The organism is uncultured Eubacterium sp., assembly GCF_937958975.1.
In the GTDB taxonomy this organism is placed as follows: domain Bacteria; phylum Bacillota; class Clostridia; order Lachnospirales; family Lachnospiraceae; genus Eubacterium_G.
Genome location: NZ_CALGRE010000014.1, coordinates 98,261 through 123,226 on the forward strand (window position 1 = coordinate 98,261; position 24,966 = coordinate 123,226).

The window sequence follows — 24,966 nt, forward strand, 5'->3', positions numbered from 1 at the left end:
ATTTATTTAGAAATATTGACTTACACTTGATAATATTAGATAATGAAAGTTAAGTTTTAGGAGAGAATAAGATGTCAAAAAGAAAGAGAAAACGTGTAATCAAATTTAATTCCCCATTTCATATTAATGTGGGAATCGTTGTTTTTGGTTTGATTTTAGTTTATATATTTATAAATTCGGTAATTTATTTTTCCACAGAAAAAACAAAATATTATGAAGTTACAACGGGAACCAATGCAGAAGTTGTAAATAAAACATATCTTGGTATTGCGCTTAGAAATGAAATAATAGAATATGCAAAACAATCAGGATATATAGATTATTATATCCGTGAAGGTTCACGGATATCAAAAAATTCTACCTTATACAGTATAGACTCTACCGGAAAATTAAATGATTTGTTAGCACAGGTAAGTAAAGATAATGCAAATATGACAGAAGAAAATATGAAAACGATTTCCAATATATTATATGATTATAGCAATAATTATAATGATATGGAGTTTTCTGATGTTTACGATTTTAAAAGTACATTAAAAGGGACTGTTGTGGATCTTGTAAATATGAATTCATTACAAAAGTTAGCAAAACGTAATGGTGGGAGTTTTACAATAGATAAATCTGAGGTTTCAGGAATTGTCCTTTATCGTGTAGATGATTATGAGACATTAGCTCCCAATAAGTTAAAGAAATCGCTTTTTAATAAATCAGAATATACTTCAGCGCTCTTTTCTTCCGGTGACAGGATTGAAAAGGGAATGCCTATTTACAAGTCAATAAATTCTGATGAATGGAGTATAGCGGTTCAGCTTTCTAAATCTCAGGCAAAAAAATATAAAGCTGAGGCAAAACAGAGAGATAGTGATTTTACTAATGTTAAAATTAAATTTATGAAAGATGGTCTGTCTACTACAGCCAATTTAAAAGTAGTAACTGGAGAAGATAAAAATTATTATGGTATCATTACACTTTCAAAGTATGTTGTGAGATATGCAACAGACAGATTTTTGGATATTCAGATTGTGGAAGAATCAAAATCAGGATATAAAGTCCCTAAATCTTCTATCGTGTCAAACGAATTGTATGTAGTACCAATAAACTATAGTACCAAAGGAAAAAACAATAATAATATTGGTTTTAACGTTCAAAACAGTAATCGTAAAAAAGATGAATCACAAATTTATTATCCGCCGATAGCATATAAAGATAAACATAATTATTATATTTCTAAGATTTATTTTAATGAAGGGGATGTTATTACAAAACCAAATTCCCACGAAAATTATGTGATTCAGCGTACAAGAGAGTTTATGGGTGCTTATAATATCAATAATGGATATACAATATTTACTGTTGTTAAAATTTTGGACAGCACTCCGGAGTACAATATTATAAAAAAGATGGATTATAGTTTGCAGATTTATGACCGCATTGTATTAGATGCAAGTAAAGTATCTGAAAATCAAGTTATTTATCAATAAAATCAGGAATAGGCAGGTTATAAGAATTATGATAATTGAAAATATTGAAAAAGTTAGAGAAAATATAAGAAAAGCTTGTGAAAAATCGGGAAGAAATATTGAGGATATAACCTTAATTGCCGTAAGTAAAACAAAACCAATTTCAGCAATAAAAGATGCGCTTCCTTCCGGTATTTTAGATTACGGTGAGAATAAAGTACAGGAACTAAGTGACAAGTATGACGAATTACCGAAAGATATCCGATGGCATATGATTGGCCATTTGCAGCGAAATAAAGTTAAATATTTAGTGGGTAAAGTGGACATGATTCATTCGGTTGATTCGTTGAGACTAGCAGAACAAATAGAAAAAGAATTTGCGAAAAAAGATATAATTTGTAATATTCTCATCGAAGTAAATATGGCGCAGGAGGAGAGCAAGTTTGGCATAACCGCCAAAGAAACAGAAGATTTAATATGCAAAATTTCCCAATTACCCCATATCAGAATAAAAGGTCTTATGACAATTGCTCCATATACGGAAAATGCCGAAGAAAACCGTATTTATTTTAAGCAAATGAAAAAATTATCGGTTGACATAAGAGATAAAAACATTGATAATGTTACTATGGATGTTCTTTCGATGGGAATGACCGGCGATTATGAAGTAGCTATTGAAGAAGGTTCTACGATGGTTAGAGTTGGCACCGGCATATTTGGAGAAAGAAATTATAATTTATAAAAATATATGGGAGAGAAGCATGTCAAAGTTTGGTGATAAATTTAAGAACATTTTTACTGTAGATTACGAAGATGATTATGAAGATGATTACTATGATGATTACGAAGAGGATATCGTTGAAGAAAATGAATCCATTGGCAGAAAGAGAAGAGGAGAGAGTGTTGTCAGGGAAGAAACACCACTGTCCCAAAGTACAACATCTAATCGTTCCCGGAATACAAGGGCTACTTCACAGGTAAAAAATAGCAGGAGCAGCAGAAATAGCAAAGTTGTTCCAATGAGAAGCAGCAATGATATGGAAGTATGTGTTATGAAGCCTACACATTACGAGGAGACGAAGGATATTATTAATACATTGTTAGAGGGTAAATCTGTTGTATTGAATCTTGAGGGAATGAAGTTAGATTTAGCTCAGAGAATTGTAGATTCTGTGAGTGGTGGTTGTTATGCCATACAGGGAAATCTTCAAAAAATCAGTGGTTATATTTATCTTGTAACTCCTAGTTCTGTAGATATTACAGGTGATTTCCAGGATACAATCAGTGAAAGAACAGCAGATTATAGCTCTTCTGCTTATGAGTCACGCAGAAATTATTATGGTGAATAATATATTATGAATAAAGATGAACATTATTTGCGCAGTCGGTTTCTAGACCTTGCGAATACAGCATTTCATAGAAATATTTATACATACACAGATTTTTTAAATATTAACGAAATTCATATATTAAAATGCATGGAAACTCAATTACCTCCTGTCAACATCCGGCTTACAGGAGGTAATAATTATGCTGAGAGAAAAATTGCAATTTTTTCTCCAATGGATATTTGTTATGATGAAACAATTCCAATTTCAATTATAAGGATTGCACCCAAAAATTCCAAGTATTCGGATATTCTTACTCATAGGGATTATTTAGGTGCTATTTTAAATTTAGGAATAACAAGAAATAAAATTGGAGATATTTTTATTTTAGAGGGAGAGGCATATGTTTACTGTATCACGGATATTGCAAAATATATTTGTGAGAATCTAAGCAAAATTAAATACACATTTATCACAATAGGAATTGTTGATAGTCCTGATTTTACTGTAAAACCGTCTCTGAAAAATGTTACAGGCACAATTTCCAATATACGTCTTGACAGCCTTATTTCAGTGGCTTTTCAAACATCAAGAAACAGTATTGTATCTCTTATAGAGGGAGGAAAAGTGTTCGTAAATGGCAGACTGGTGACCTCTAATGGCTATTCTGTGAAAAAAGACGATATTATTTCTGTTCGGGGTAAGGGAAGATTTATATATAATGGTATATTAAAAAATACAAAAAAGGGAAGAAATCTGGTTTCACTGGATTTATATATATAAAGGTGGACTCTAATTATGAAAAAATATAGTTATCTATTAAAAATTGCCTTATTTGAGCTTTTTTTGATTGTTTTTGATCAGTTGAGTAAATATTGGGCAACAAACTTCTTAAAAGGGAAAAATGACTTTGAAATTATAAAAGATGTTTTGTGTTTTCATTATTTGGATGGTGGAAATACCGGTGCAGCGTGGGGAATGTTATCCGGAAAAATTGTTCTTTTTATTCTTTTTACACTCTTAGCTATTATTATAATCTGCAAATTTATGTGTAATATATATCAATTAATGAAGCAAAAAGACAAATATGCCATTAGATTTTTAAATATTTCGATGGCATTACTTATGGCAGGAGCAATAGGAAATTTAATTGATCGTATTGTCCACCATTATGTAATTGATTTTATTTATTTTAAATTAATTAATTTCCCAATATTTAATGTGGCCGATTGCTATGTTACGGTTTCATGTATTTGTATTATTATCATTTGTGCCTTTAAAATAGACGAGGAAGAATTTAATTATATTATTTCATTCAAAAATAAAAAATAGTATCTATGATATAAGGAGACCTTTATGTGTGAAAAAATATATGCGGATGAACAGGGGCAAGGGATTCGGATAGACAAATACCTGGGCGAAGTATTACAGGATACATCCCGTTCTTATATTCAAAAACTAATAATGGAACAAAATATACTGGTAAATAATGAACCGTGTAAGTCAAATTATAAATTGAGAAATGGAGATATCATATCAGTTGATATTCCTGAGCCGATTTTTGCGGCGATTATTCCGGAAGATATCCCTTTGGATATTATATATGAAGACGATGATATTTTAATTGTAAATAAGCCAAAGGACTTCGTTGTACATCCTGCACCCGGTCATTATTCCGGAACATTGGTCAATGCGTTAATGTATCATTGTAATGAAAATCTTTCCAGTATCAATGGAGTTTTAAGACCGGGTATTGTTCACAGAATTGATAAAGATACAACCGGTGCATTAATTGTCTGTAAAAACAATTTTAGTCATAATTTTATTTCTGAACAGTTAAAAGTTCATTCTATTACAAGAAAATATGTCGGAATCGTACAAGGCTGCTTTGATACGTTATCCGGTGTTATAGATGCCCCAATTGGCAGACATCCAAATAATAGAAAACAAATGTGTATCAATGAAAAAAATGGGAAGCATGCAGTTACGCATTATAAAGTGTTAAAACAATTTACGAAATATGCGTTTGTTGAATTTCAATTAGAAACAGGGCGTACGCACCAGATTAGAGTTCATATGGCAAGTATCAATCATCCTTTACTGGGTGATGACATTTACAATCATAATAAATGTCCTTTTAAATTACAGGGGCAATGCCTGCATGCTAAAACCATCGGTTTTATACACCCGACAAAAAAAGAATATGTGGAATTTACAGCCCCGATACCGGAATATATGATAAATTTGATAGATAAGGTACTTGTTTAAAAAAAATTCTTTACAGTATTCTTCGTTAAACTTGTCTTTTGCGAATAGTTGTGTTATTCTGTTTACACAACTATTCGTTTTTTTATTTTAGGAGAAAAATTATATGAAGGCTCAAAAGTTATATAGCTACGTCAGACGTGCTGTTGATGATTATCAGATGATAAATGAAGGTGATAAAATTGCCGTTGGCATTTCAGGTGGAAAAGACAGTCTTACATTACTTTATGCACTAAGCGGTTTAAAAAGATTTTATCCAAATCATTTTGATATTGTTGCATTGACTGTCGACCTGGGATTTGGAATACAGGATTTCAGCAAAATATCTGAGTTCTGTCAGAAATTAAATATAGAATATCATGTGATAAAAACGGAGATTGCAGAAATTGTTTTTGATACCCGCAAAGAAACGAATCCTTGCTCTCTCTGTGCAAAAATGCGTAAAGGTTCCCTAAATGAATTTGCTAAAAATTTAGACTGCAATAAGATTGCATATGCGCATCATAGAGATGATATGATTGAGACTATGCTAATGTCATTGATTTATGAGGGACGCTTCCACTGCTTCCGTCCGGTTACTTATCTAGATAGAATGGATTTAACTGTAATTAGACCTATGATGTATATTCCGGAAATGGATGTCATTGGTTTTTCAAATAAGTATATGCTCCCAATTGCTAAAAATCCTTGTCCTGTGGACGGGCATACGAAACGGGAATACATAAAAAATCTGGTACAGCAGCTTAATCATGAAAATCCGGGATGTAAAGACAGATTTTTTACGGCTCTTTTACATGGAAGTTTTGATTTATAAGGAGTATATTGTATGGCTTCATCAAGAAATTATCATGAACAGGTAATTGTGAACAATAATTTAAAATTGAGAGAATTGCAAAAAAATCTTCCTCATTTTTGTGGCGAATTTTTTAGGGGAATTGAACCTACTACTTCTTCCCGGACCCGAATAGCGTATGCCTATGATTTGACAGTATTTTTTCATTATTTAAAAGCAAATAATCCCGATTTAAAAGATATTTGTGTTGTGGATTTTAATTTAAACCTGTTAGACAAAATAACTGCAACAGATATAGAAGAATATTTAGAATATTTGAAGTTTTATATTACTGAAGATGGAAAAGAACATACAAACAGTGAGCGTGGTATTATGAGAAAATTAGCATGTCTCAGAACTATGTATAAATATTTTTATAAAAAAGAAAAGATTTCTACTAACCCTGCATCTATCGTGGATATGCCAAAATTACACCAAAAAGAAATTGTGCGTCTCGATACGGATGAAGTCAGTATTCTTTTAGATGAAGTGGAAACTGGTGACAAGCTGACAAAATCCCAGAAAGGGTTTCATAATAAAACCAAAATAAGAGATATGGCAATTCTCACACTCCTGCTTGGTACAGGTATTCGTGTTTCTGAATGTGTTGGAATTGATATTACAGATATTGATTTTAAAAATTCAGGTATCAAAATAAGACGAAAAGGTGGAAATGAAACTATAATATATTTTGGTGAGGAAGTTGAAGAATGTCTTATGAACTATATTGAGGAACGAAAGTCTATTGTACCACTGACAGGACATGAAAATGCTTTATTCCTATCACTTCAGAAAAAACGTATCGGTGTCCGTGCAGTAGAAAACCTTGTAAAAAAATACGCATCCCTTGTAACAAACTTAAAAAAAATTACGCCGCACAAATTGAGAAGCACTTATGGCACTTCTCTTTATAAAGAAACCGGCGATATCTATTTGGTGGCAGACGTTCTTGGACATAAGGATGTGAATACTACTAAAAAACACTATGCTGCCATTGAAGACGAAAGACGGCGTAAAGCAAGAAATGCAGTAAAACTTAGAAAAGACTAAATTTTACTGCATCTGCCCTCTTTGTTTGTCACAAAGAAGTAAATGGGATAAATAAAAATATAAAAATAAATAATTGAAAGAATTATTTATATTCATCAGAATAATAAGAAACAACAATGAAGTTTCCAGCTGTAATCGTATCAGAAGAAAGCTCATTGTTTTTCTTTACTTCGGATATATAATCGGCCACTGAAATATTGCTGTTTACGGTGTATTTTTGTGCTATCGATGTCAAGGTATCTCCTGGTTTTATCTCATAGCTGGTGAAATATTTATAGGATGGATTTTCCGCATTATCTGTAGCTCTCACATTCACAAAACTGATAATGGTAATAACAGCTACTACAAAAAGACAAATCAAACTGATACATAATACAATACGCTTTTTTAATTCCCTGATACGAATATTTTTCTTATCTAAAATAATTTGTTTTCTTTCTTTATAATCTGTATATGATGTGGTTTCTATATTTCTCATCTGTTTACCTCCAAATATTCTTTATGTATGTAGGAACATCTGTTCGTTTCTAATACATATATTACCATCCGAACAAATGTTTGTCAATAATATTTTCGAATATTTGTTCGATATTATTATTGCGCTTTTTCCATATCTATGATAATATTATCATATAGTGAGTACCTTAAATGGGACTTACAAAAAGAAATTGAAACTATATGCTAATTATTTATAAACTAGGAGGAAAATTTAACATATGCCAGGAAAAATCACAGTAAAACAGCAACAGATTTTAGATTATATAAAAGAGGAGATTTTAGCAAAAGGATATCCTCCTACTGTCAGAGAAATATGCGAGAAAGTTGGATTGAAATCTACATCTTCTGTGCATTCTCATCTAAATACATTGGAGGAAAACGGTTATATAAGGCGTGATGCCACAAAACCCAGGGCAATTGAAATTATAGATGATGAATTTGGCCTCTCCCGCCGTGAGATGACAAATATCCCTGTGTTAGGACGAGTTGCAGCCGGTGCTCCTCTGCTTGCGGTAGAAAATATAAAAGATTACTTTTCACTTCCTACAGAGTTTTTACCGAATGCGGACACTTACATATTAGAAGTTCACGGTGACAGCATGATTAATGTTGGATTTTTAGAGGGAGATTATCTTATTATTGAAAAAACAAGTTCTGCCAAAAATGGAGATATTGTTGTTGCATTAATTGACGATTCGGTCACTGTCAAGAGATTCTTTAAAGAAGATGGATATATCAGGTTGCAGCCGGAAAACGACGATATGGACCCTATTATTGTACCGGATTGTACCATTGTCGGAAAAGCTTATGCCTTATATAGAAAAAATATTTTTTAAAATTAAAACCAAAGAGGTAGATATCATAATATTACGATATCTACCTCTTTGGTTTTCTTGTCTTAATATGCCAGACATTCATCTAATGATTTGATAATTGTCTCTTTATCCATGTCATGTCCGATAAATACGACTTTAATCATTCTGTCTCCTACTTCTTCGTCCCAGTCAGCAACTAAAGTAGGGTCTTCTTTCATCATTTTTTGACGAACTTTTCTTGGAGCTGTAGCAACCCATTGGCCGGCATTTGCAATGTTTATCTGTTTTCCGGCCTGCTCAAACATATAAGCATCATTGTTGTTTTCAGCCGCCCATATAATTCCCTTACTTCTTATAATTGATTTCGGCATTTCATCTAACCAATCCTCAAATTTTTCTTTTGCAAAAGGTTTTCTCCTATAATATACAAAAGAACCGATACCATATTCTTCGGTCTCGCCTTCACCATGATGATGGTGGTGATGATGTCCGTGGTGCCCATGTTTTTCTTCGTGTTTATGATGCTCATGTTCATCTTCATGACTATGCTCATGGTGTTCATGTTCTTCATGATGATGTTCGTGATGTTCCTCATCTTTATCCTCACCAGCGTTATCATAGGCTTCCAGTTCCTGTATCCAGCCGGCAGACATACTTGACTTTTCGAAATCAAATCGATTTGTATTTAATATTTCATCTACATCTATTTTACCATAGGTTGTCTCAAACATAACAGCTTCCGGCTGAAGCTTTCTGATAATTGCCTTTACTTTAGACAATTGTTCCGGTGAAACGGTATCTACTTTGTTTAAAATAATGGTATTACAAAACTCAATCTGCTGTATTAAAAGATTTTCAATATCTTCATCCTCAATATCATCTTTTACAAGATTTTCACCGCACCCAAATTCATCAGCCATTCTGGCAACATCGACTACTGAAACAATATTATCGAGACGTGCAATCTCCGCTCTCTTATCATAAGAACCGTCCAGCATGGTTATGGATTGTGCTATTGGTATCGGTTCACAAATACCACTTGCCTCTATTAAAATATAATCAAATTTTCCGGTACTTATTAAATCAATAATCTGATTGATAAGGTCGACTTTTAAAGTACAACAGATGCAGCCGTTCTGCAGGGGTACAAGATTTTCATCTTTTTGTGTAACTTGTCCTCCTTTGGCAATTAACGAAGCGTCAATGTTTACCTCTCCGATATCATTTACGATAACTGCAACTTTATATCCTTTTTGGTTTGAAAGAACCTGATTTAAAAGTGTTGTTTTTCCTGCACCTAAATAACCTGTAAGCAATGTGACAGGCACTAATCTTTTTTCCATTTTATCTACTTCCCTTCACTTAAAATATAGTTCTATGTTAAATAGCATATATTCCTTATTTATGAAATATATGTTAAATTTTTATTTTAAAATATATGCCCGGTATCCTTTCATTTCAAATTCACGATTCATCTGAAATTCCTCACCTGTGATAAGGTCTGTAACAATATCCGTATTGCAATGAAAATTGCAGCAAAAGTTATTTTCGTCAGCATTGATTGCCACATAAACATCCGTATTTTCATAGCTTCGCTTAAAAATACACTGCTTATTTGTCAGAACAACTGAAGAAAAATCGCCATAATTTAATGGCAGTGTATTTTTCTTTATTTCTGATAATTTTGAAATATAAGCTGACAGTTCATTATATATTGGTTTATCAAAACAAGGACGTAAGGCAGGGTCACCCTGGCTCTTTTCTGCTTTTTCTCCCCATTCACTGCCATAATATACACATGGTATTCCGGGCATCCCAAACAATAAGGCATAAATAAGAGGCAGGTGATTGGGATTTGAAAGGATACTTGCAATTCTTGTCACATCATGATTATCCACAAAAGACAATAAATGCTTTCCTTTATATAACGTCCATTGTTCCGGTCCGAACTGTCTCAACAGAGAATGATTGATTTCAAACATATTCATGCTGTTAAAACTCGAATATAATCCTTTATAACACTCATAATTTGTTGCCGAATGCAGCATCCCATCATTCATTCTTTGATTATAATCTCCATGCAGCATTTCCCCAACAAGGAAAAAGTCCTCTTTCAGAGAGTCGACATGACTCCTTAATCGCTTTAAAAAGTCATATTCTAAACAATATGCCACATCTAGTCGTATTCCATCAATATCAAATTCATGAATCCAGAAACTTACAGCCTCTAAAAGATACTCCACAACCTCATTATTTTGAAGATTTAATTTTACAAGGTCATAATTGCCTTCCCAGCCCTCATACCAGAGTCCGTCATTATAATTAGAATTACCATTCAAATCAATATGAAACCAATTCAGATAGCGTGAATTTTGCCTGTTTTTACACACATCTATAAATGGTCCAAATCCACGTCCTACATGATTGAAAACGCCATCAATAACAACTTTTATATGATTGTTATGCAATTCCTGACATAAATCTCTAAAATCCTCATTTTCGCCGAGTCTCACATCTATTTTTTTATAATCCCGTGTATTATATCCATGCGTATCGGACTCAAAAACCGGTGAAAAATAGATTGCATTTGCTCCTAGTTTTTTGATATGAGGAATCCAATCAGATATTTTTCTGATTCGGTGCTCGCATACACCATCGTTTTCAAAAGGTGCACCACAAAACCCTAAAGGATAAATTTGATAAAATACACTTTCATTTGCCCACATAATAGAACTCCCTATAAATCACTTATTTTAACTACGCTTCCGTCACGCCAGATTCTTTCTAAATCGTAAAACAATCTGTCGTCCTGATTGAATATATGGATGATAACATCAGTAAAATCCATCAATATCCAGTTTGCATTATTATATCCTTCAATATTCTTAGCATTGAGTCCGGCTTTTGCTAATTCTTCTTCTATATTATCTGCAATTGCTTTTACCTGATTATCATTGCTGCCTCCTGCAATAATAAAATAGTCTGCTAATATAGAAATTTCAGATATGTCTATGATAGAAATATCTATCCCTTTTTTGTCATCTATCGCATCATATGCAATTTTAGCTATTTCCTTTGATGTCATATTACCTCTCCTCAATTATTTTTTTATAATAAATATATGCTTTTTTTGTATTTTCATCAATACTGACTATCTCTGATTTCGTTAGATAATCCATAGTATCCTTTAAAATATGATAAACAAGCAAATCTAAATCTTTCAGTGCAATACTTCTAAGATATTCCAGATTCGGCTGTTTTGTTCTCCCCGGCTCAATATAATCTGCTGAAAATATAATTTTCTCTAAAGAACTCATATCTTCTTTTCCGGTAGTATGCCATGTCACTGCCTGCAAAATTTCTCTATCTGTTATTCCATATTTTTCCTCTGCCAAAAATGCGCCTGCTTTTCCATGGAGTAAATATGGAAGTCTTCTTTCTGTATGAGTAATTTCAATATGATTCTTTTCACACAATTCAATTAATTCATCTTCCGTCTTATTTTTTGCGCAGTCATGTAAAATCCCCGCAAAATAAGCTTTATTGGGATTTACATGAAAATGTTCCGCCATGTCCTTCGCAGTTTTTGCTACATGAATCGTATGTTCAAATCGGGATACCTTTAATGTATTTTTTAAATCCTCAGTAATTTTATTAATAGACCATGCTTTATTAATATTATTATTGCAATACAATTTATTTTCTACAATATACGCATATACCTCACTCGGAACCATAGGAAGAATCTGAGAATAATCACTGCATCGGATATAGCTGGATGAAATATCCACTGCCGGCATGGATAAAATCTGAATCTGAGTGTCAAAAGTCTTTTCTATTTCAGAAACTCTTTCCTGCATTATTTTTGAACTCTCATCGTCTCTTTTGACAGCAATAAGTGTTGCAAACTTCAAAATAACATCCGGACGATACCAGCTCATAAAAGCAGCAATAGAATCGCTTCCCATAATAAAATAATATTCATCTTCTGGGTGCAATTCCTTTAACATATGAAGTGTATCAGCCGTATATGTGACATCATGGCTGTTCAATTCAAAATCTGAGAACTCAATATTTTCTAATGGATTAATTGCAATTTTTATCATATTTGCCCTGTGAAAATTACTTGCAATCTTCTCCTTATCCTTATGAGGAGGATTAGGAGTAGGCATAATCAATATTTTATCAAGACAAAATTGTTTTAACGCTTCCTGTGCAATTTTTAAATGCGCATTGTGAATTGGGTCAAAGGTTCCACCGAGTATTCCTACTTTCATAACATACTCCTTTATTTCCTATGGCAATATAATTTTTCTATCCTTTTCCTCTTTTGCAGGCCTGTATAAGACTATTTTTCTGCCGATAACATGTACAACCGTTGATTTTGTTCTCTCGGCTAACACTTCCGCAATCTGTCTGCAATCATCAAAACAGTTTTTTAAAACAGTTATTTTTATTATTTCTCTTTTTTCTAAAGCCTCATCGATAGCAGCTGTCAATTCAGGTGTTACAGAAGATTTTCCAACCTGAAAAATCGGCTGCTCCATAGCTGATATTTTTCTCAAATATGCTCTCTGTTTACTATTCATTATATCTCCATTTCAAAAATAAACTCTATTTATAATAATCAAAATGATGTCCATAAATTTTTACGGTATCACCATCCTGGATTCCAAGTTTCTCTAACTCTTCCAAAATACCATTATCTTTCATAAAATTCTGGAAGAATATAAATCCTTTTTCTGAATCAATATTTGTATAACCTAACATTCTTTCAATTCTAGGTCCCTCAACAGAATATAATCCGTCCTCTACTTTTTCTACCGTATACGGAAGTTCTGTTGTAATCTGATAATCTTCAGGATTGTACTCCTGTTCATATACAATCGGAGCATCATCAAATTGATTCAACATATCCTTTACATAATATAACAATTCTTTCAATCCTTTTCCGCTTACCGCAGAGATTGGAAAGACTTTGATTTCCGGTTCAAATTCAGAACGTATTTGTTCGATAACTTCATTTGTGTCTCCATAGATAGCATCAATTTTATTTGCGGCAATTACCTGAGGTCTTTTTAATAAATCAGGGTTATACGCTTCTAATTCTTTGTTGATTGCCTTAATATCAGCAATAGGCTCTCTGCCTTCAACAGAGGCCGCGTCAATCATATGGATAATTACTTTTGTTCTCTCGATGTGTTTCAAAAATTTATGTCCCAATCCAATCCCTTCAGAGGCACCTTCAATCAGTCCGGGAATATCTGCAATAACAAAACCTTTTCCGCCATCTAAGTCTACAACTCCCAGATTTGGATTTAATGTAGTAAAATGATAATTTGCTATTTTAGGGTCAGCATTCGTGACTCTGGAAAGAAGTGTAGATTTACCTACATTTGGAAATCCGACAAGCCCCACGTCTGCAATACTTTTGAGTTCAAGAGTAACATTTAATTCCATACTTTTCTGTCCCGGTTGAGCATACTTCGGTGCCTGCATGGTAGCTGTTGCATAATGCTGATTACCTTTTCCACCCCGTCCGCCTTTTAGTACAACAACTCTCTGATTTTCACCGCTCATGTCTGCAACAATTTTGCCTGTTTCTTCTTCCCGGATAATGGTTCCTTCCGGTACCTTTATAATAAGGTCCGCACCATTTTTTCCGGTCTTATTCTGCTTACCGCCCTCCTGACCAGGTTCTGCTTTAAAGTTATGGGTATGTCTAAATTCATAAAGCGTATTTAATCCTTTATCAACCTGAAAAATAACATCTCCACCCTTTCCGCCGTCACCGCCGTTTGGTCCACCGTTTGGTACATAGATTTCTCGCCGAAAGGAGACATGTCCATCTCCTCCTTTTCCGGATTTTATAAATATTTTTGCAAAATCTGCAAACATGATAACTCCCTCCTATAAAAGTATAAAATAGGCTCCAAATCAAAACGATTTGAAGCCCAATACTGTTTGATGTTTAAATTATTCAGCTACCGGATATACAGAAACCTGTTTCTTGTCTCTGCCTTTTCTTTCAAATCTTACGATTCCATCAACTGTAGCAAATAATGTATCGTCACCACCACGTCCAACGTTAACGCCCGGGTGAATCTTTGTTCCACGCTGTCTGTAAAGAATATTTCCAGCTAAAACAAACTGTCCGTCTGCTCTCTTAGCGCCAAGTCTCTTTGACTCTGAGTCTCTACCGTTCTTTGTAGAACCCATACCTTTTTTATGAGCGAAGAACTGAAGGTTCATCTTCATCATAGCTATACCTCCTTATAATCTAATGATATAAAATCTTTGTATTCTTTTTCTAATTCTACCAGTCCCAGGACCAGTGATTGAAATAATATCTCTGCATCTCTGCCGGGTTTCTCTTCCAACATATAATCGACAATCCCATCATTTTCATGTTCAAACATACTGAATTTTTCATCTGTCAGTTTCTCAATAGAATTTATGAAATTTATCGTCAAAACAGAAATACCTGCACAGACAATATCTTCCCCGCTATCTGCGTATCCGCAATGTCCGGATGTGCAAAAACCGATATAAGTATTATCTCTGCAATAAATTGTAATATTCGTCATAACTGCTACCTTTATTAAGCATTGATTTTGTCAATCTTAAGTTCTGTATACTGCTGTCTATGACCATTCTTTTTATGATATCCGGTTTTTCTCTTATACTTGTATACGACAACTTTTTTAGCTTTGCCATCGCCAACAACTGTAGCTTCAACGGATGCGCCGTCAACTGTTGGATTTCCAACTTTAACGTCATCACCACTAACGAGAAGAACCTGGTCAAAAGTAAACTTACTTCCGGCTTCAACACCGAGCTTTTCAACTCTGACTGTTTCACCTTCTGAAACCTTGTACTGTTTACCACCTGTTGCTATAACTGCGTACATTATGGGCACCTCCTATTACTCATTACTCGCCAGCTTCGGTGATTGCAAATGCAATACTTATAACCACACTGAGCGGCATACTTTGCTATAATAACATAAGTCAAGCTATATGTCAAATTTAACCATCAAAAATAAGTTATATTAGTTTATCCTAATACTGTCTTCATCAGAAACCGGTATTACGAGACATAACTCTCCATCAATAGTCTCTTTTCTGATAGATTCTTTTTTGTCTTCAGTTACTTTGATAATAATATCGCTTCCCATATCATTTACTTCTGCAATTTTTCTGTTTAATTCTTTAATTTCTTCTTTTAAAAGAATTTTTTCGTTGTTATCCTTCACTGCTTTTACTGCCTGATTCGGTATAATATCTCCCAATAAAGGTAAATCTTCTTTTTGAATTGCCGAAATATATTCTTTTCCAATCTGTGTTGCTTTACTCTCCTCAATACCGGCATATTCTAATGCACTTTTAATATTTTCTTCACTGACTGTAGTTTCTGGTTCAGCATCCGAAATTTGAGCCAGTTCAATATTTACAGACTGCATTACGTCTTTTAGTTCCTCTTCGGAAGTTATGTCAGAAACCATACCGCAGAGAACATCCTGTTTTTGTGCAAACGTTAATTTTTCACGGCATCCAAGAATATCCTCGATTAATTCCCTGTGCGGATTTTTGCTGTCAGCCGTATACATCAGTATCGAATGGATGTCACTGCTTCTGTCATTAAATGCCGGAAATACGAATCCTGTCTCCGGCATCCCAACCATCCACTCCCGATTTAAGGTTCCTATGCGCTTATCCGTCTTATGGTAGCCCAACCCCGGCTTAGATAGTATCATTGGGCAGATAGCACATATTATGTACTCATACACTTCTTCCGACTCATCTAATTTATTGTTATCAGACGTTTTTGTCATGACATCATATACATCATGAAATAGTAAAATAAGATAATTTCCAAGAGCATCATATCTATCGATTATCATATCATAAAATGTATGAAGCAGACCCTCATCTTTTAATCCGCTTTTTTTTAGTCCGAGCAAAAACTGTTGATGTCCTCCCGGCTTTTCTTCTTCCGGTGGGAAATCCAGCTCTAATATATTATTACCAATATTCGTAGACAAAATTTTTTTTGAAATTTCTAAATATTTATAATATTCTTCATCCTCTAAATTGAGAAATATTTCATCCATGTAAAGAACTTTATTCTTTTCATCATCAACATAACAGCCACACATTTTTGTAAATGTGCAGCTATCTTTTTTTAATCGTCTTCGAAGTTCACCAATAGATTTTTTATCCATATTCACCTCTTTATTCTATTTATTTCTTATCGTTTGTCACATCTCCACTTGCCTTAATATCAATCGGTTCTCCTAAATATTGAGATTCCGGTTTCCAAATACATTTTCCAAAAGCTTTTACTCTTGCAATGTATTCCCTGAATTTCCAATATGCCATTTTCTTACTGTAATATCGCAAATCTGAGGAGACTCCATAAGCTTCGAGTCCAAGACTTTTTGCAATATATAATGCCCTATACAGATGATACTTCTGTGTGACAATTACAACTTTTTTTACTCCAAATATTTCTTTTGCGCGGTACATTGTGTCATAGGTTTCAAATCCTGCATGGTCCATAAAGATATCTTCCGATGGAATACCTTCGTCTATCGCATATTTTTTCATAACATTCACTTCGTCATATTCTTTTCTTCCATGGTCACCGGACATTATTATTTTATTTGCGGCATTTTCATTATAAAGTCTATCACCAATAATAATTCTGTCTTCCAGCATTTTTGTCGGTGTATTATCATTTCTCACACCTGCACCAAGAACAATAATGCAATCCGCCCCTAAATCTTTTGCCTCATCCAACGATAATATATTATCTTTTACACTGCCTGTCATATACAAATTAATCCCTGTAACAGATAAAACAAGAAGTACGCACAAAAATATAATCCAGAAAATTATTTTGATAATCAACTTTTTAACTCCCTTTTTGGTTTTGACAGAATTATTGTTCTTTTCCGACTGTTTATCAATATTTTTCATATGTCTTATCCTCTTATTTTATCCTAAATTATTTCTATACTGTGATGGTGTAAGACCTGTTATACTCTTAAAAGTCTTCATGAAATGTTTCTCATGGTCATATCCTACAGCCTGCGATATCTCATTTACCTTCATATCTGTCTCTGTCAAAAGTTTTTTCGCCTCGCCAACTCTGATATTTTTTAGGTAATTTACAAAATTTGTGCCTGTATATTGTTTAAATGTAAATGAAAACAATGAATAATTCATAGAAATATAATTGGAAACTACAGCCATATTTAAGTCAGTTGCGTAATTTTCTTTAATATACTCAATAGCTTTCTGCATTTTTAGATTTGCCTTATGCTCATCTACATCCTTACAGACAAGTTCATCAAAATGTTTAATCCATTCAGTGACAACCCGCATATAATCATCAATGGTTTCGAATGCATAAAGATTTCTCAAAGCAATCACATCCTCTTCTTTGTTTTCAAGTACATTTTTATAAACTTTCATTGTCGTTTTTATAATAATTTTCATCTGTTCCTGAAATTCATTAATATTATACTTACCTAATTTTACACCTTCAGAAAAAGATTCCAGCTGTGATAATGCTTCTTCTAATTTGTTGGAACAAATTAAATTAGCAGTCTGCATCATAAATTTAACACCATATTCAAAATCTTTCGGAAGGTCTTTAAATCCATCGGCATCAACTATCTTCTGACATTTTTCAAATGAAAATCTTCTCATCTGTGCAGCCTCACAAAATGCCTGCTTTACATCAAAAAAGTTACTATATACAAGACTAACCCCCACATAATAATGGGATAGTTTATTTTTAACATCCTCATAATATTTTGCATCTGTAATAATAAAATTTAACGAATCCCGACCTTGAACATAAAAATACTTATCTTCTTCTGTAAATTCTCTCTCATCTTCTTTTGCACTAAAGCAAAATACTGCATAGTTTTCAAATGGAATATATTTTCTTATGGAATAGCATATATTCTCAATCTCGTCACTCGAAATATCATCATTAAAAATCATATATTTTAATTGCTGAAATGCTACATTACGCTCTTCAACATATGCTTCTTCGCGTTTTTCCAATTCATTTTCGAATTTTAATAATGTTTCTGTGATTTTTTTTCTGTCAACGGGTTTTAAAATATACTCTTTTACACCATTTCTCAACATACCCACAGCATATTCAAAATCATCAAATCCACTGACGGCGGCAATAAGAGGTTTCTGATTTAATTTGCCTATCTCTTCTACCAGAGTAATACCATCCATTTTAGGCATTCTGATATCTGTAAACATAATATCAATCTCTCTATTTTTGAGTATTTCAAGTGCTGCTTCGCCATTATTGCATTCAATTATTTCATCAATTTCAACACCACTGCGCTTAATTATCGATTTAATCCCCTGTCGAATAAGCTTTTCATCTTCCACTAACAATAAAGTTCTCATAAATTAATCTCCTTGTCTAATGGTATTTGTATCAGCACCTTTGTATAGACACCTTCTTTAGAAAAAATTTGCAGACCATACTCTGACCCGAAATACATTTTGATACGTTGTGAAACATTATAAAGTGCACGTCCATGCTCTTTACTGTCATCAACACCTTCTGTTGCATTGATACGTTCTCTAAGTTCATTCAGTGTCTGTTCTGACATTCCTACACCTGCATCCGATACCTCAATATTTACAATATTATCTATGGCAAATGCTTTAATATAAATATATGTGTCCTCTGCAATGTTTTCAATTCCATGATAAACAGAATTTTCGACTAAGGGCTGTAAGGACATTTTAGGTATTCTTAATGACATATATTCTTTTGGAATATTGAGCGATAAATATATTTCATAATCAAATCTCAAATTTAATAAATTCAGATAATTTTTTATATATTTTATCTCTTCTTCTAATTCTACCATACCTGATGTCCATTTCATACTATATCTGAACATTTGTCCCAAAGAAGTGATTGCGTCTGAAATTTCAAACTCTTCCTTAATTTCTGCCATCATTTTAATTGTCTCTAAAACATTATACATAAAATGAGCATTAATTTGATTCTGTAAAGATTTAATTTCCGCGTTTTTAACCAAAAGCTGCCTTCTCGTGTTTTCTTCGTTCAGATTTTCTAAAGAAGAAATCATTTTATTAATCTGTTTTCCAAGGGCTGAGATTTCGTCGTTTCCATGTTCAGGCAATCTGATATTTTTTCCGTCTTTAATTTTACTTACCTCAGAAGTCAGTGTGTTAAAACGTTTAAAAATATTTCTAATTGAAATTACAACAATTATTATAAATACCAACATGGAAATAAATACAACAAAAATATATGGCATCTGACTTCTATAATAAGAATCAACACTATCTTCCATTCCTTTAACATGAATGAACGTCCCTTTTAATGACGGCATCTCCCTGACAGAAACAATACTATCCTCTTTGTTAAATACAGACAAAAAAGAACTCTGCTTATTGTATTTGATATAATTTAACAGTTTTTCCCGGTTTATGTTCCATGTCTCTCTTTGGAAATCAGAACAATATAAAACACCGTTATTATCAATAAAGCAGCTAAATTCATCATCATTATCATTATAGTAGTTTGTAAACAAATTTTCCAGTGACGTTGAAACTTCCAAAACAGCAAGAAGTTTTCCATTATCATCCTTAATCTCACTGATAAGACCGGCAAGATGAAGATTTTTATTTATACTCTCCAAAAAAACTTTGTCGAGATAATCAATCTGCCATTCGTTGTCCCGATAGTTACCAGCCCACTCCATATGTTTCATTCTGTCAATCCGATAAAAACATGGCTTTTTCTCTGTGATATCCGCATTGACAAACATTCGAATCTGATATAGATAAGGGTTTACATTTGTCATATTATCAATGGATGCTATTTCATTATTATAAAAATCAATTTTTTCAATTGAACTTAATTCACCGCCGTTTTGTCTCAATTGAATATATTCTTTGATAGTAGCATTCCGGGAAACAACTTGTTTTGCCAAGTTACATACTTCCTGGACGCTGGCAACATTGGCATCAAGTGCTTCCATATATGCTTTCTCATCATTCAATGCAATATCTTTTGCATTTCCTGTCATATTTAAGAACATAACTCCTGTCCATAAAACAGCACACATTAAAATAAAAGTTATAATAATAATTATAATTTTACCACTCAAAGACACATTATGCTTTTTTACTGCTCTTATTTTTATCATTGTTTATTTAAACCTAATTTTTCTATATTTTCTTTTATCTGCAATGTTAAAGCTTTTAATACTCTGTCATATCCTATTTTATAACGTTCCGACATAAATTGATTATAAATTTTATCAAATTGTTTATCTGTTTTTGCAAGTAATAATTCAGGTAAAATTTTCCCCCATGCTTTTTCTGTCTTATTTTTTATTTTCCCAACATCTGTATCTGAACTAAAAGATATCGTATACTGTCCCACATACGTCGTATATGGATAGGTCCACTGCTTCAACTGCGTTACAGGATTACTATCATCATCTTTAATCCATGCAGATGCCATTGCATCATTTTGCAACATCCAATAACACGAATCCGCACCATATTCACTGTCATACTTTTCTCTATCTGAATATAAAATTTTCTTTACATTATTTTTTATTTCGGGTATGCCTTCTGAATTATAGTCCCATGTTTTTCCCTCGATTCCGAGCCATGTCATTTTCTGTCCATCTTCACTTAATAGATATGTGATTAATTTTATTGCTTTTTCAGGATTTTTGCAATTTTTTGATATCATAGTGATGGTCCATCCATTGATACTTGTTCCGGGAAGTGTATAGTCATCACCGTTAAGATTTTTTGGTCCGTCTACCGCAATATAAATACTTTCAGGATTTTTAGCGTATAAAGCTTTTTCCTGATCTGCTAAATCAGTATATTGATATATCATACAAAAATACTGTCCATTGTTTATTTTTTCTGACATCTGTGTTCTTGTATCAATAAATATTTCATCTTTTAATAAGCCTTCACTGCCTAGTCTTCTAAAAGCTTTTAACCATGTTATATAGTCTGTATTTTTGAGACGGTCTATTGCATTTCCATTGTCATCAACGTAAGGAACAGCCAAAAAATCCATTAAATAATTATCAAATGAGTCGCTTCCAATATCATTAAATTCCGTACAACCTACCGGTATCATGTCATGACCATCAATTGTTGGAAACATTTTCGCTGCTTTTTCCACAGCGGCAACAAAACCCTCAGGTGTTGTCATATCCGGACTACCGATTGCCTCGTATATATCCTTTCTCACAAGAAATGTTTCGTTTGAAGCAAGATTGTCATATTTGTCATAGTCTGACGGCGAACACGCTGAATTGGGATAACCGTAAAGATGACCATCCTCTTTTGTATGCCATTTTACTACCTCGTCATTTATAACGTTATAAAAATATGTATCATATTCATCTGCCAGTTTATCTAAAGCATAAACCTTTTTTTCATTAATCATCTCGCCTATTTCTGTTTCCCACCAGCCAAGAGTAATAAGGTCCGGCAGTGAATCGGATGCAATCATGGAATCCAGCTTTTCGTTAGGGTCACCTGTAGGTGTGACAAATGTAATATCACACCCCGTTTTTTCCGTAATCGCTTTGGAAACCATGTTATTTCCCCATTCTGTATTAAACCAGGAAAAATTAATGTACCATGATAAATTAACTGTTTCCTTGTTTTCATTATTTGAAGAACACCCACACAAAATTATAGAAAGAATAACAATATAAATAACAAGATTTACAATTCCCAGTTTTTGTTTCATTTTATTTTTACCTCGTTTATAATTTCAGATAAGGGTTTTTCTTTTTTTTGCCTCGTAATTTCCATAAGTCCCAGTTTTGTAAAACCACATACAGTACATTTTTTATCATCCCGGCTCACATAAAATTTCATTTTAGTAAGAAGTTCATCATAATTTTTAGGGGATTCCATATTGATAAAATCAATAATAATAATTCCCGAAATATTTCTTATGCTTATTTGTCTTGCAATTTCTTTTGCCGCTTCCTGATTTATTTTTTCAAAAGTTTTCTCTCTGGAAGAATGAAATTCAGCTTTTCCGGTATTTACATCGATAACTGTCATCGCTTCCGTCGGTTCGATAACAATATATGCTCCGGACTTCAGCCAAACATTTTTTGATGTAGCTTCTTTCATAAGATGTCCTAAAGCGTACTTATTACAAAGACTAATCTTATTTTCATCATTGAATAACACAGGAATATCGTGTTTTTTTAATAAATCTGCAATTTCTGTGTGCTCTGTAATGATTTGTCCCCCGAATTTTTTTACAAATTCAGATGTTTTAAGAAGCAATTGACTATTTTCATAGAGAAGTGTCTTTGGTGCGGCAAATTCAAACTTTTTTAAAATCAGAGAGTATTGCGCCTTTAGTTGTTTTGCCTGGGCAATAATTTCTTCTTTTGTACTATTTTCACTGCCGGTTCTTAAAATAAAACCATAATCTGTATTTTTGTAATCTTCAAGATAGCATTTTAATATATCTCTTTTACCGGAATCTGTTATTTTCTTTGAAACGCTAATATTTGAATTACCAACGGTCAGTGCTAATTGATTCCCACCTAAATTAATCTTCCAGGTCAAAAGATAATCTTTTGTTTTTATTTTATCCCCAGTTATCTGAACTAATATTTTATCTCCTGTTTTTGGCAATTTTTTCATTCCCTTTAAAGGTAGAAAGCCAATATTTCCATCGTAGAAATCGACAAAAGCCGCATTAATATTTTTTACAATATCCTTAACATAACCACAATATATATTACCTATCAATGAATTTTTATCTAAATTATAAATCTGCCTGAGCTCGTCATCTATAAATGCAAATCCCAATAAGTGTCCATGATAGAAATCACTGATAATAAATTTATTATCCAAGAGTACCTCCTATGTTCTGTCCAATATCATCTAAGGACACCAGCCTCTCATTTTCCATACAGTACATATCCAAACGTTCATACACAATCGGAGCAGAAATATTCACACCGGTAAATCTTGACAATGCGTCTATGACCAGTTCCGGTTTTAAATTTTGAACACTTCCCTGTGCCAGTTTTATAAAGATACCGTCTCCCCTTCTTTTCATTTCATAGATAAGCGGACGTATATTTACCTCTTTTTCACTTTTTTTCGTTTTTTTGATAACATAAATTTCATTCTGCCTGATAAATCTATCAATATCTGACTTGGAAAATATGTCTGTATAAATCATATAATCAGCAGCCGCAACAATTGACATGGCATTTTTCGCATGTTCCGGAAGTAATTTATAACTTAAGACTTCAACGCCTTCTACATTTTGTTGATTAATTCTTTTCATTGATTCCTTAGAGGAGTATGTACTTTTTACTTCTAAATCAAAATATTCTCCCTGACTTAATACCCCTACACTTAAAGGGGCTGCAAAGGACATCTTCTGATGGGGAGAAAATCCCTCTGAGTAGGCGACATCAATCTCTGCACGGCGCATGACTTTCTGAAAATACCGAACCATATCGAGATGCCCGATAAATTTCATTTGTCCCTGTTTTGAAAAGCGTATTCTAATTTTCATGACAGATACCTCCTCCAAAAGATGCCGCTCCACAACCGGAACATTTCATTCTGCAATTTGGAGTCACTCTTTCCTCTTTGGCATTATGCCATTCTTTTAAAAGGAAATTTTTCGTTACTCCTGTATCTATGAAATCCCAAGGGAAAATTTCGTTATCTTTTCTCTCTCTTGTAACATAAAAATTGATATCTACCCCAGTCTCTCTGATAGCTTCCTGCCATAATTCTTCGTTATGAAATTCTGACCATGCATCATAGATTCCGCCTTTTTGATAAACATACAATATTGTTTGAGATAATTTTCTATCCCCTCTTGCCAATAATCCCTCTAAAACACTAATATCCGATTCATGCCAGTTGTATTTAATACTCTTTCGGTTCAAAAGTGTTTTCATCTTATCATTTACCTGATGTGCTTTATCTAAAAACTCTTTTGCAGTACACATGGATGCCCATTGAAATGGTGTAAAAGGCTTTGGCACAAAGAAAGAAGTGCTCGCAGTAATCTGACATTTACCTTGTCTCTTTTCTTTGGGAACTGTCTCATAATATAATTCAGCAATTTTCTCGCATAAATCCATAATTCCATCTACATCTTCTGTCGTCTCTGTAGGTTGTCCTAACATAAAATAAAGTTTAACTTTATTCCAACCACCTAAGAAAGCCTGCTTGGAACCGTTTAAGATGTCTTCCTCTGTCAATCCTTTATTGATGACATTTCTCATTCTCTGTGTACCTGCCTCCGGTGCAAAAGTAATGGAGCTTTTCTTTACATCCTGTACTTTACTCATGACATCAAGTGAAAAAGCATCAATTCTCAAAGATGGCAATGATATATTTATATTTTTAGATTTGCATTCTTCTATCAGAAAATCAATTAACTCCTGTAACTCGCTATAATCACTTGTACTGAGTGAACTCAAAGAAATCTCATCATGTCCCGTAGACTTTAACATTGTCTTTGCCAAATATTTTAGTTTATCTAAGCTTTTTTCTCTGAGAGGTTTATAGACAGAACCTGCCTGACAAAATCTGCATTCTCTGATAAGATCGGAAGAGCACACGTCAGAACTCCAGTCACATACGCAGATCTCGTAT

26 protein-coding genes are annotated in these 24,966 nt (G+C 33.2%); 9 read left to right on the plus strand and 17 right to left on the minus strand.

What is annotated here, in order from left to right; genetic code table 11:
* Positions 1 to 71 precede the first annotated feature (71 nt).
* The 8 genes from Q5O86_RS02060 to Q5O86_RS02095 all read left to right on the plus strand — a co-directional run bounded on the left by Q5O86_RS02060 (position 72) and on the right by Q5O86_RS02095 (position 6,935).
* The gene (locus Q5O86_RS02060; protein WP_302625484.1) at positions 72 to 1,481 is read left to right on the plus strand and encodes an HlyD family efflux transporter periplasmic adaptor subunit; all 1,410 of its coding nucleotides are present in this window, start codon (positions 72 to 74) and stop codon (positions 1,479 to 1,481) included.
* Positions 1,482 to 1,509: 28 nt separating this feature from the next.
* Positions 1,510 to 2,202: a YggS family pyridoxal phosphate-dependent enzyme gene (locus tag Q5O86_RS02065; protein ID WP_302625485.1), complete on the plus strand. Its 693-nt coding sequence runs from the start codon at positions 1,510 to 1,512 to the stop codon at positions 2,200 to 2,202.
* A 19-nt stretch (positions 2,203 to 2,221) separates the two neighbouring features.
* Entirely contained in the window at positions 2,222 to 2,809 is a 588-nt protein-coding gene (locus Q5O86_RS02070; protein WP_302625486.1) for a cell division protein SepF, read from the plus strand.
* 6 nt (positions 2,810 to 2,815) lie between these two features.
* Positions 2,816 to 3,571 carry a YlmH/Sll1252 family protein gene (locus Q5O86_RS02075; RefSeq protein WP_302625487.1) on the plus strand — a complete coding sequence of 252 codons (756 nt, stop codon included), beginning with the start codon at positions 2,816 to 2,818 and terminating at the stop codon, positions 3,569 to 3,571.
* Between the two features lie 15 nt (positions 3,572 to 3,586).
* Positions 3,587 to 4,120 carry a signal peptidase II gene (lspA, locus tag Q5O86_RS02080; protein ID WP_302625488.1) on the plus strand — a complete coding sequence of 178 codons (534 nt, stop codon included), beginning with the start codon at positions 3,587 to 3,589 and terminating at the stop codon, positions 4,118 to 4,120.
* 24 nt (positions 4,121 to 4,144) lie between these two features.
* Complete coding sequence (locus Q5O86_RS02085) at positions 4,145 to 5,056, plus strand: RluA family pseudouridine synthase (protein WP_302625489.1); 912 nt, start codon at positions 4,145 to 4,147, stop codon at positions 5,054 to 5,056.
* Positions 5,057 to 5,159: 103 nt separating this feature from the next.
* Complete coding sequence (locus Q5O86_RS02090; RefSeq protein ID WP_302625490.1) at positions 5,160 to 5,867, plus strand: tRNA 2-thiocytidine biosynthesis TtcA family protein; 708 nt, start codon at positions 5,160 to 5,162, stop codon at positions 5,865 to 5,867.
* 12 nt (positions 5,868 to 5,879) lie between these two features.
* On the plus strand, positions 5,880 to 6,935 hold the full coding sequence (locus Q5O86_RS02095; protein WP_302625491.1) for a tyrosine-type recombinase/integrase: 1,056 nt from the start codon (positions 5,880 to 5,882) through the stop codon (positions 6,933 to 6,935).
* A gap of 82 nt (positions 6,936 to 7,017) precedes the next feature.
* Here Q5O86_RS02095 and Q5O86_RS02100 read toward each other — a convergent pair whose 3' ends face one another.
* Complete coding sequence (locus tag Q5O86_RS02100; RefSeq protein WP_302625492.1) at positions 7,018 to 7,413, minus strand: LysM peptidoglycan-binding domain-containing protein; 396 nt, start codon at positions 7,411 to 7,413, stop codon at positions 7,018 to 7,020.
* A gap of 238 nt (positions 7,414 to 7,651) precedes the next feature.
* Between Q5O86_RS02100 and lexA the strand changes: the two genes are divergently transcribed.
* On the plus strand, positions 7,652 to 8,269 hold the full coding sequence (lexA, locus tag Q5O86_RS02105) for a transcriptional repressor LexA (protein WP_302625493.1): 618 nt from the start codon (positions 7,652 to 7,654) through the stop codon (positions 8,267 to 8,269).
* A 62-nt stretch (positions 8,270 to 8,331) separates the two neighbouring features.
* Here lexA and Q5O86_RS02110 read toward each other — a convergent pair whose 3' ends face one another.
* The 16 genes from Q5O86_RS02110 to Q5O86_RS02185 all read right to left on the minus strand — a co-directional run bounded on the left by Q5O86_RS02110 (position 8,332) and on the right by Q5O86_RS02185 (position 23,869).
* Positions 8,332 to 9,591, minus strand: coding sequence for a GTP-binding protein (locus tag Q5O86_RS02110; RefSeq protein WP_302625494.1), 1,260 nt, complete (start codon positions 9,589 to 9,591; stop codon positions 8,332 to 8,334).
* Between the two features lie 81 nt (positions 9,592 to 9,672).
* Positions 9,673 to 10,974: an alpha-amylase family glycosyl hydrolase gene (locus Q5O86_RS02115; RefSeq protein ID WP_302625495.1), complete on the minus strand. Its 1,302-nt coding sequence runs from the start codon at positions 10,972 to 10,974 to the stop codon at positions 9,673 to 9,675.
* A gap of 11 nt (positions 10,975 to 10,985) precedes the next feature.
* Positions 10,986 to 11,333 carry a ribosome silencing factor gene (rsfS, locus tag Q5O86_RS02120; protein WP_302625496.1) on the minus strand — a complete coding sequence of 116 codons (348 nt, stop codon included), beginning with the start codon at positions 11,331 to 11,333 and terminating at the stop codon, positions 10,986 to 10,988.
* Position 11,334: 1 nt separating this feature from the next.
* On the minus strand, positions 11,335 to 12,525 hold the full coding sequence (gene nadD, locus Q5O86_RS02125; protein ID WP_302625497.1) for a nicotinate-nucleotide adenylyltransferase: 1,191 nt from the start codon (positions 12,523 to 12,525) through the stop codon (positions 11,335 to 11,337).
* Positions 12,526 to 12,543: 18 nt separating this feature from the next.
* On the minus strand, positions 12,544 to 12,837 hold the full coding sequence (yhbY, locus tag Q5O86_RS02130; protein WP_302625498.1) for a ribosome assembly RNA-binding protein YhbY: 294 nt from the start codon (positions 12,835 to 12,837) through the stop codon (positions 12,544 to 12,546).
* A gap of 25 nt (positions 12,838 to 12,862) precedes the next feature.
* Positions 12,863 to 14,146 carry a GTPase ObgE gene (gene obgE, locus Q5O86_RS02135; RefSeq protein WP_302625499.1) on the minus strand — a complete coding sequence of 428 codons (1,284 nt, stop codon included), beginning with the start codon at positions 14,144 to 14,146 and terminating at the stop codon, positions 12,863 to 12,865.
* Positions 14,147 to 14,224: 78 nt separating this feature from the next.
* Positions 14,225 to 14,509, minus strand: a complete 285-nt coding sequence (gene rpmA / locus Q5O86_RS02140) for a 50S ribosomal protein L27 (RefSeq protein ID WP_302625500.1) — start codon at positions 14,507 to 14,509, stop codon at positions 14,225 to 14,227.
* Positions 14,510 to 14,511: 2 nt separating this feature from the next.
* Entirely contained in the window at positions 14,512 to 14,835 is a 324-nt protein-coding gene (locus Q5O86_RS02145; RefSeq protein ID WP_302625501.1) for a ribosomal-processing cysteine protease Prp, read from the minus strand.
* Between the two features lie 14 nt (positions 14,836 to 14,849).
* Positions 14,850 to 15,158 carry a 50S ribosomal protein L21 gene (gene rplU, locus Q5O86_RS02150; RefSeq protein WP_302625502.1) on the minus strand — a complete coding sequence of 103 codons (309 nt, stop codon included), beginning with the start codon at positions 15,156 to 15,158 and terminating at the stop codon, positions 14,850 to 14,852.
* 141 nt (positions 15,159 to 15,299) lie between these two features.
* Positions 15,300 to 16,472 (minus strand): DUF4317 domain-containing protein, encoded by a 1,173-nt coding sequence (locus tag Q5O86_RS02155; protein WP_302625503.1) that lies wholly within the window; start codon positions 16,470 to 16,472, stop codon positions 15,300 to 15,302.
* 19 nt (positions 16,473 to 16,491) lie between these two features.
* Positions 16,492 to 17,229 (minus strand): vancomycin high temperature exclusion protein, encoded by a 738-nt coding sequence (locus Q5O86_RS02160; protein ID WP_302625504.1) that lies wholly within the window; start codon positions 17,227 to 17,229, stop codon positions 16,492 to 16,494.
* 18 nt (positions 17,230 to 17,247) lie between these two features.
* Positions 17,248 to 18,693: a response regulator gene (locus Q5O86_RS02165; RefSeq protein WP_302625505.1), complete on the minus strand. Its 1,446-nt coding sequence runs from the start codon at positions 18,691 to 18,693 to the stop codon at positions 17,248 to 17,250.
* Complete coding sequence (locus Q5O86_RS02170; protein WP_302625506.1) at positions 18,690 to 20,477, minus strand: sensor histidine kinase; 1,788 nt, start codon at positions 20,475 to 20,477, stop codon at positions 18,690 to 18,692. The genes Q5O86_RS02165 and Q5O86_RS02170 overlap by 4 nt, the downstream gene beginning before the upstream one ends.
* Positions 20,474 to 22,060, minus strand: a complete 1,587-nt coding sequence (locus Q5O86_RS02175) for an extracellular solute-binding protein (protein ID WP_302625507.1) — start codon at positions 22,058 to 22,060, stop codon at positions 20,474 to 20,476. Before Q5O86_RS02175 ends, Q5O86_RS02170 begins: the two co-directional genes overlap by 4 nt.
* Positions 22,057 to 23,193 carry a ribonuclease E/G gene (locus Q5O86_RS02180; protein WP_302625508.1) on the minus strand — a complete coding sequence of 379 codons (1,137 nt, stop codon included), beginning with the start codon at positions 23,191 to 23,193 and terminating at the stop codon, positions 22,057 to 22,059. The genes Q5O86_RS02175 and Q5O86_RS02180 overlap by 4 nt, the downstream gene beginning before the upstream one ends.
* On the minus strand, positions 23,186 to 23,869 hold the full coding sequence (locus Q5O86_RS02185; RefSeq protein WP_302625509.1) for a TIGR03936 family radical SAM-associated protein: 684 nt from the start codon (positions 23,867 to 23,869) through the stop codon (positions 23,186 to 23,188). Before Q5O86_RS02185 ends, Q5O86_RS02180 begins: the two co-directional genes overlap by 8 nt.
* Positions 23,870 to 24,966: the final 1,097 nt, after the last annotated feature.

Bases quoted from the DNA above. Each gene is read 5' to 3' on its own strand.
- Q5O86_RS02085 (WP_302625489.1), top strand. From the start codon at position 4,145: ATGTGTGAAAAAATATATGCGGATGAACAGGGGCAAGGGATTCGGATA.
- Q5O86_RS02115 (WP_302625495.1), bottom strand. From the start codon at position 10,974: ATGTGGGCAAATGAAAGTGTATTTTATCAAATTTATCCTTTAGGGTTT.
- yhbY (WP_302625498.1), bottom strand. From the start codon at position 12,837: ATGAATAGTAAACAGAGAGCATATTTGAGAAAAATATCAGCTATGGAG.
- Q5O86_RS02165 (WP_302625505.1), bottom strand. From the start codon at position 18,693: ATGAGAACTTTATTGTTAGTGGAAGATGAAAAGCTTATTCGACAGGGG.
- rplU (WP_302625502.1), bottom strand. From the start codon at position 15,158: ATGTACGCAGTTATAGCAACAGGTGGTAAACAGTACAAGGTTTCAGAA.
- rsfS (WP_302625496.1), bottom strand. From the start codon at position 11,333: ATGACATCAAAGGAAATAGCTAAAATTGCATATGATGCGATAGATGAC.
- Q5O86_RS02185 (WP_302625509.1), bottom strand. From the start codon at position 23,869: ATGAAAATTAGAATACGCTTTTCAAAACAGGGACAAATGAAATTTATC.
- Q5O86_RS02100 (WP_302625492.1), bottom strand. From the start codon at position 7,413: ATGAGAAATATAGAAACCACATCATATACAGATTATAAAGAAAGAAAA.
- Q5O86_RS02175 (WP_302625507.1), bottom strand. From the start codon at position 22,060: ATGAAACAAAAACTGGGAATTGTAAATCTTGTTATTTATATTGTTATT.
- Q5O86_RS02075 (WP_302625487.1), top strand. From the start codon at position 2,816: ATGAATAAAGATGAACATTATTTGCGCAGTCGGTTTCTAGACCTTGCG.
- Q5O86_RS02065 (WP_302625485.1), top strand. From the start codon at position 1,510: ATGATAATTGAAAATATTGAAAAAGTTAGAGAAAATATAAGAAAAGCT.
- Q5O86_RS02155 (WP_302625503.1), bottom strand. From the start codon at position 16,472: ATGGATAAAAAATCTATTGGTGAACTTCGAAGACGATTAAAAAAAGAT.
- lexA (WP_302625493.1), top strand. From the start codon at position 7,652: ATGCCAGGAAAAATCACAGTAAAACAGCAACAGATTTTAGATTATATA.
- Q5O86_RS02070 (WP_302625486.1), top strand. From the start codon at position 2,222: ATGTCAAAGTTTGGTGATAAATTTAAGAACATTTTTACTGTAGATTAC.
- nadD (WP_302625497.1), bottom strand. From the start codon at position 12,525: ATGAAAGTAGGAATACTCGGTGGAACCTTTGACCCAATTCACAATGCG.
- obgE (WP_302625499.1), bottom strand. From the start codon at position 14,146: ATGTTTGCAGATTTTGCAAAAATATTTATAAAATCCGGAAAAGGAGGA.
- lspA (WP_302625488.1), top strand. From the start codon at position 3,587: ATGAAAAAATATAGTTATCTATTAAAAATTGCCTTATTTGAGCTTTTT.
- Q5O86_RS02095 (WP_302625491.1), top strand. From the start codon at position 5,880: ATGGCTTCATCAAGAAATTATCATGAACAGGTAATTGTGAACAATAAT.
- Q5O86_RS02110 (WP_302625494.1), bottom strand. From the start codon at position 9,591: ATGGAAAAAAGATTAGTGCCTGTCACATTGCTTACAGGTTATTTAGGT.
- Q5O86_RS02160 (WP_302625504.1), bottom strand. From the start codon at position 17,229: ATGAAAAATATTGATAAACAGTCGGAAAAGAACAATAATTCTGTCAAA.
- Q5O86_RS02145 (WP_302625501.1), bottom strand. From the start codon at position 14,835: ATGACGAATATTACAATTTATTGCAGAGATAATACTTATATCGGTTTT.
- Q5O86_RS02090 (WP_302625490.1), top strand. From the start codon at position 5,160: ATGAAGGCTCAAAAGTTATATAGCTACGTCAGACGTGCTGTTGATGAT.
- Q5O86_RS02060 (WP_302625484.1), top strand. From the start codon at position 72: ATGTCAAAAAGAAAGAGAAAACGTGTAATCAAATTTAATTCCCCATTT.
- Q5O86_RS02170 (WP_302625506.1), bottom strand. From the start codon at position 20,477: ATGATAAAAATAAGAGCAGTAAAAAAGCATAATGTGTCTTTGAGTGGT.
- rpmA (WP_302625500.1), bottom strand. From the start codon at position 14,509: ATGATGAAGATGAACCTTCAGTTCTTCGCTCATAAAAAAGGTATGGGT.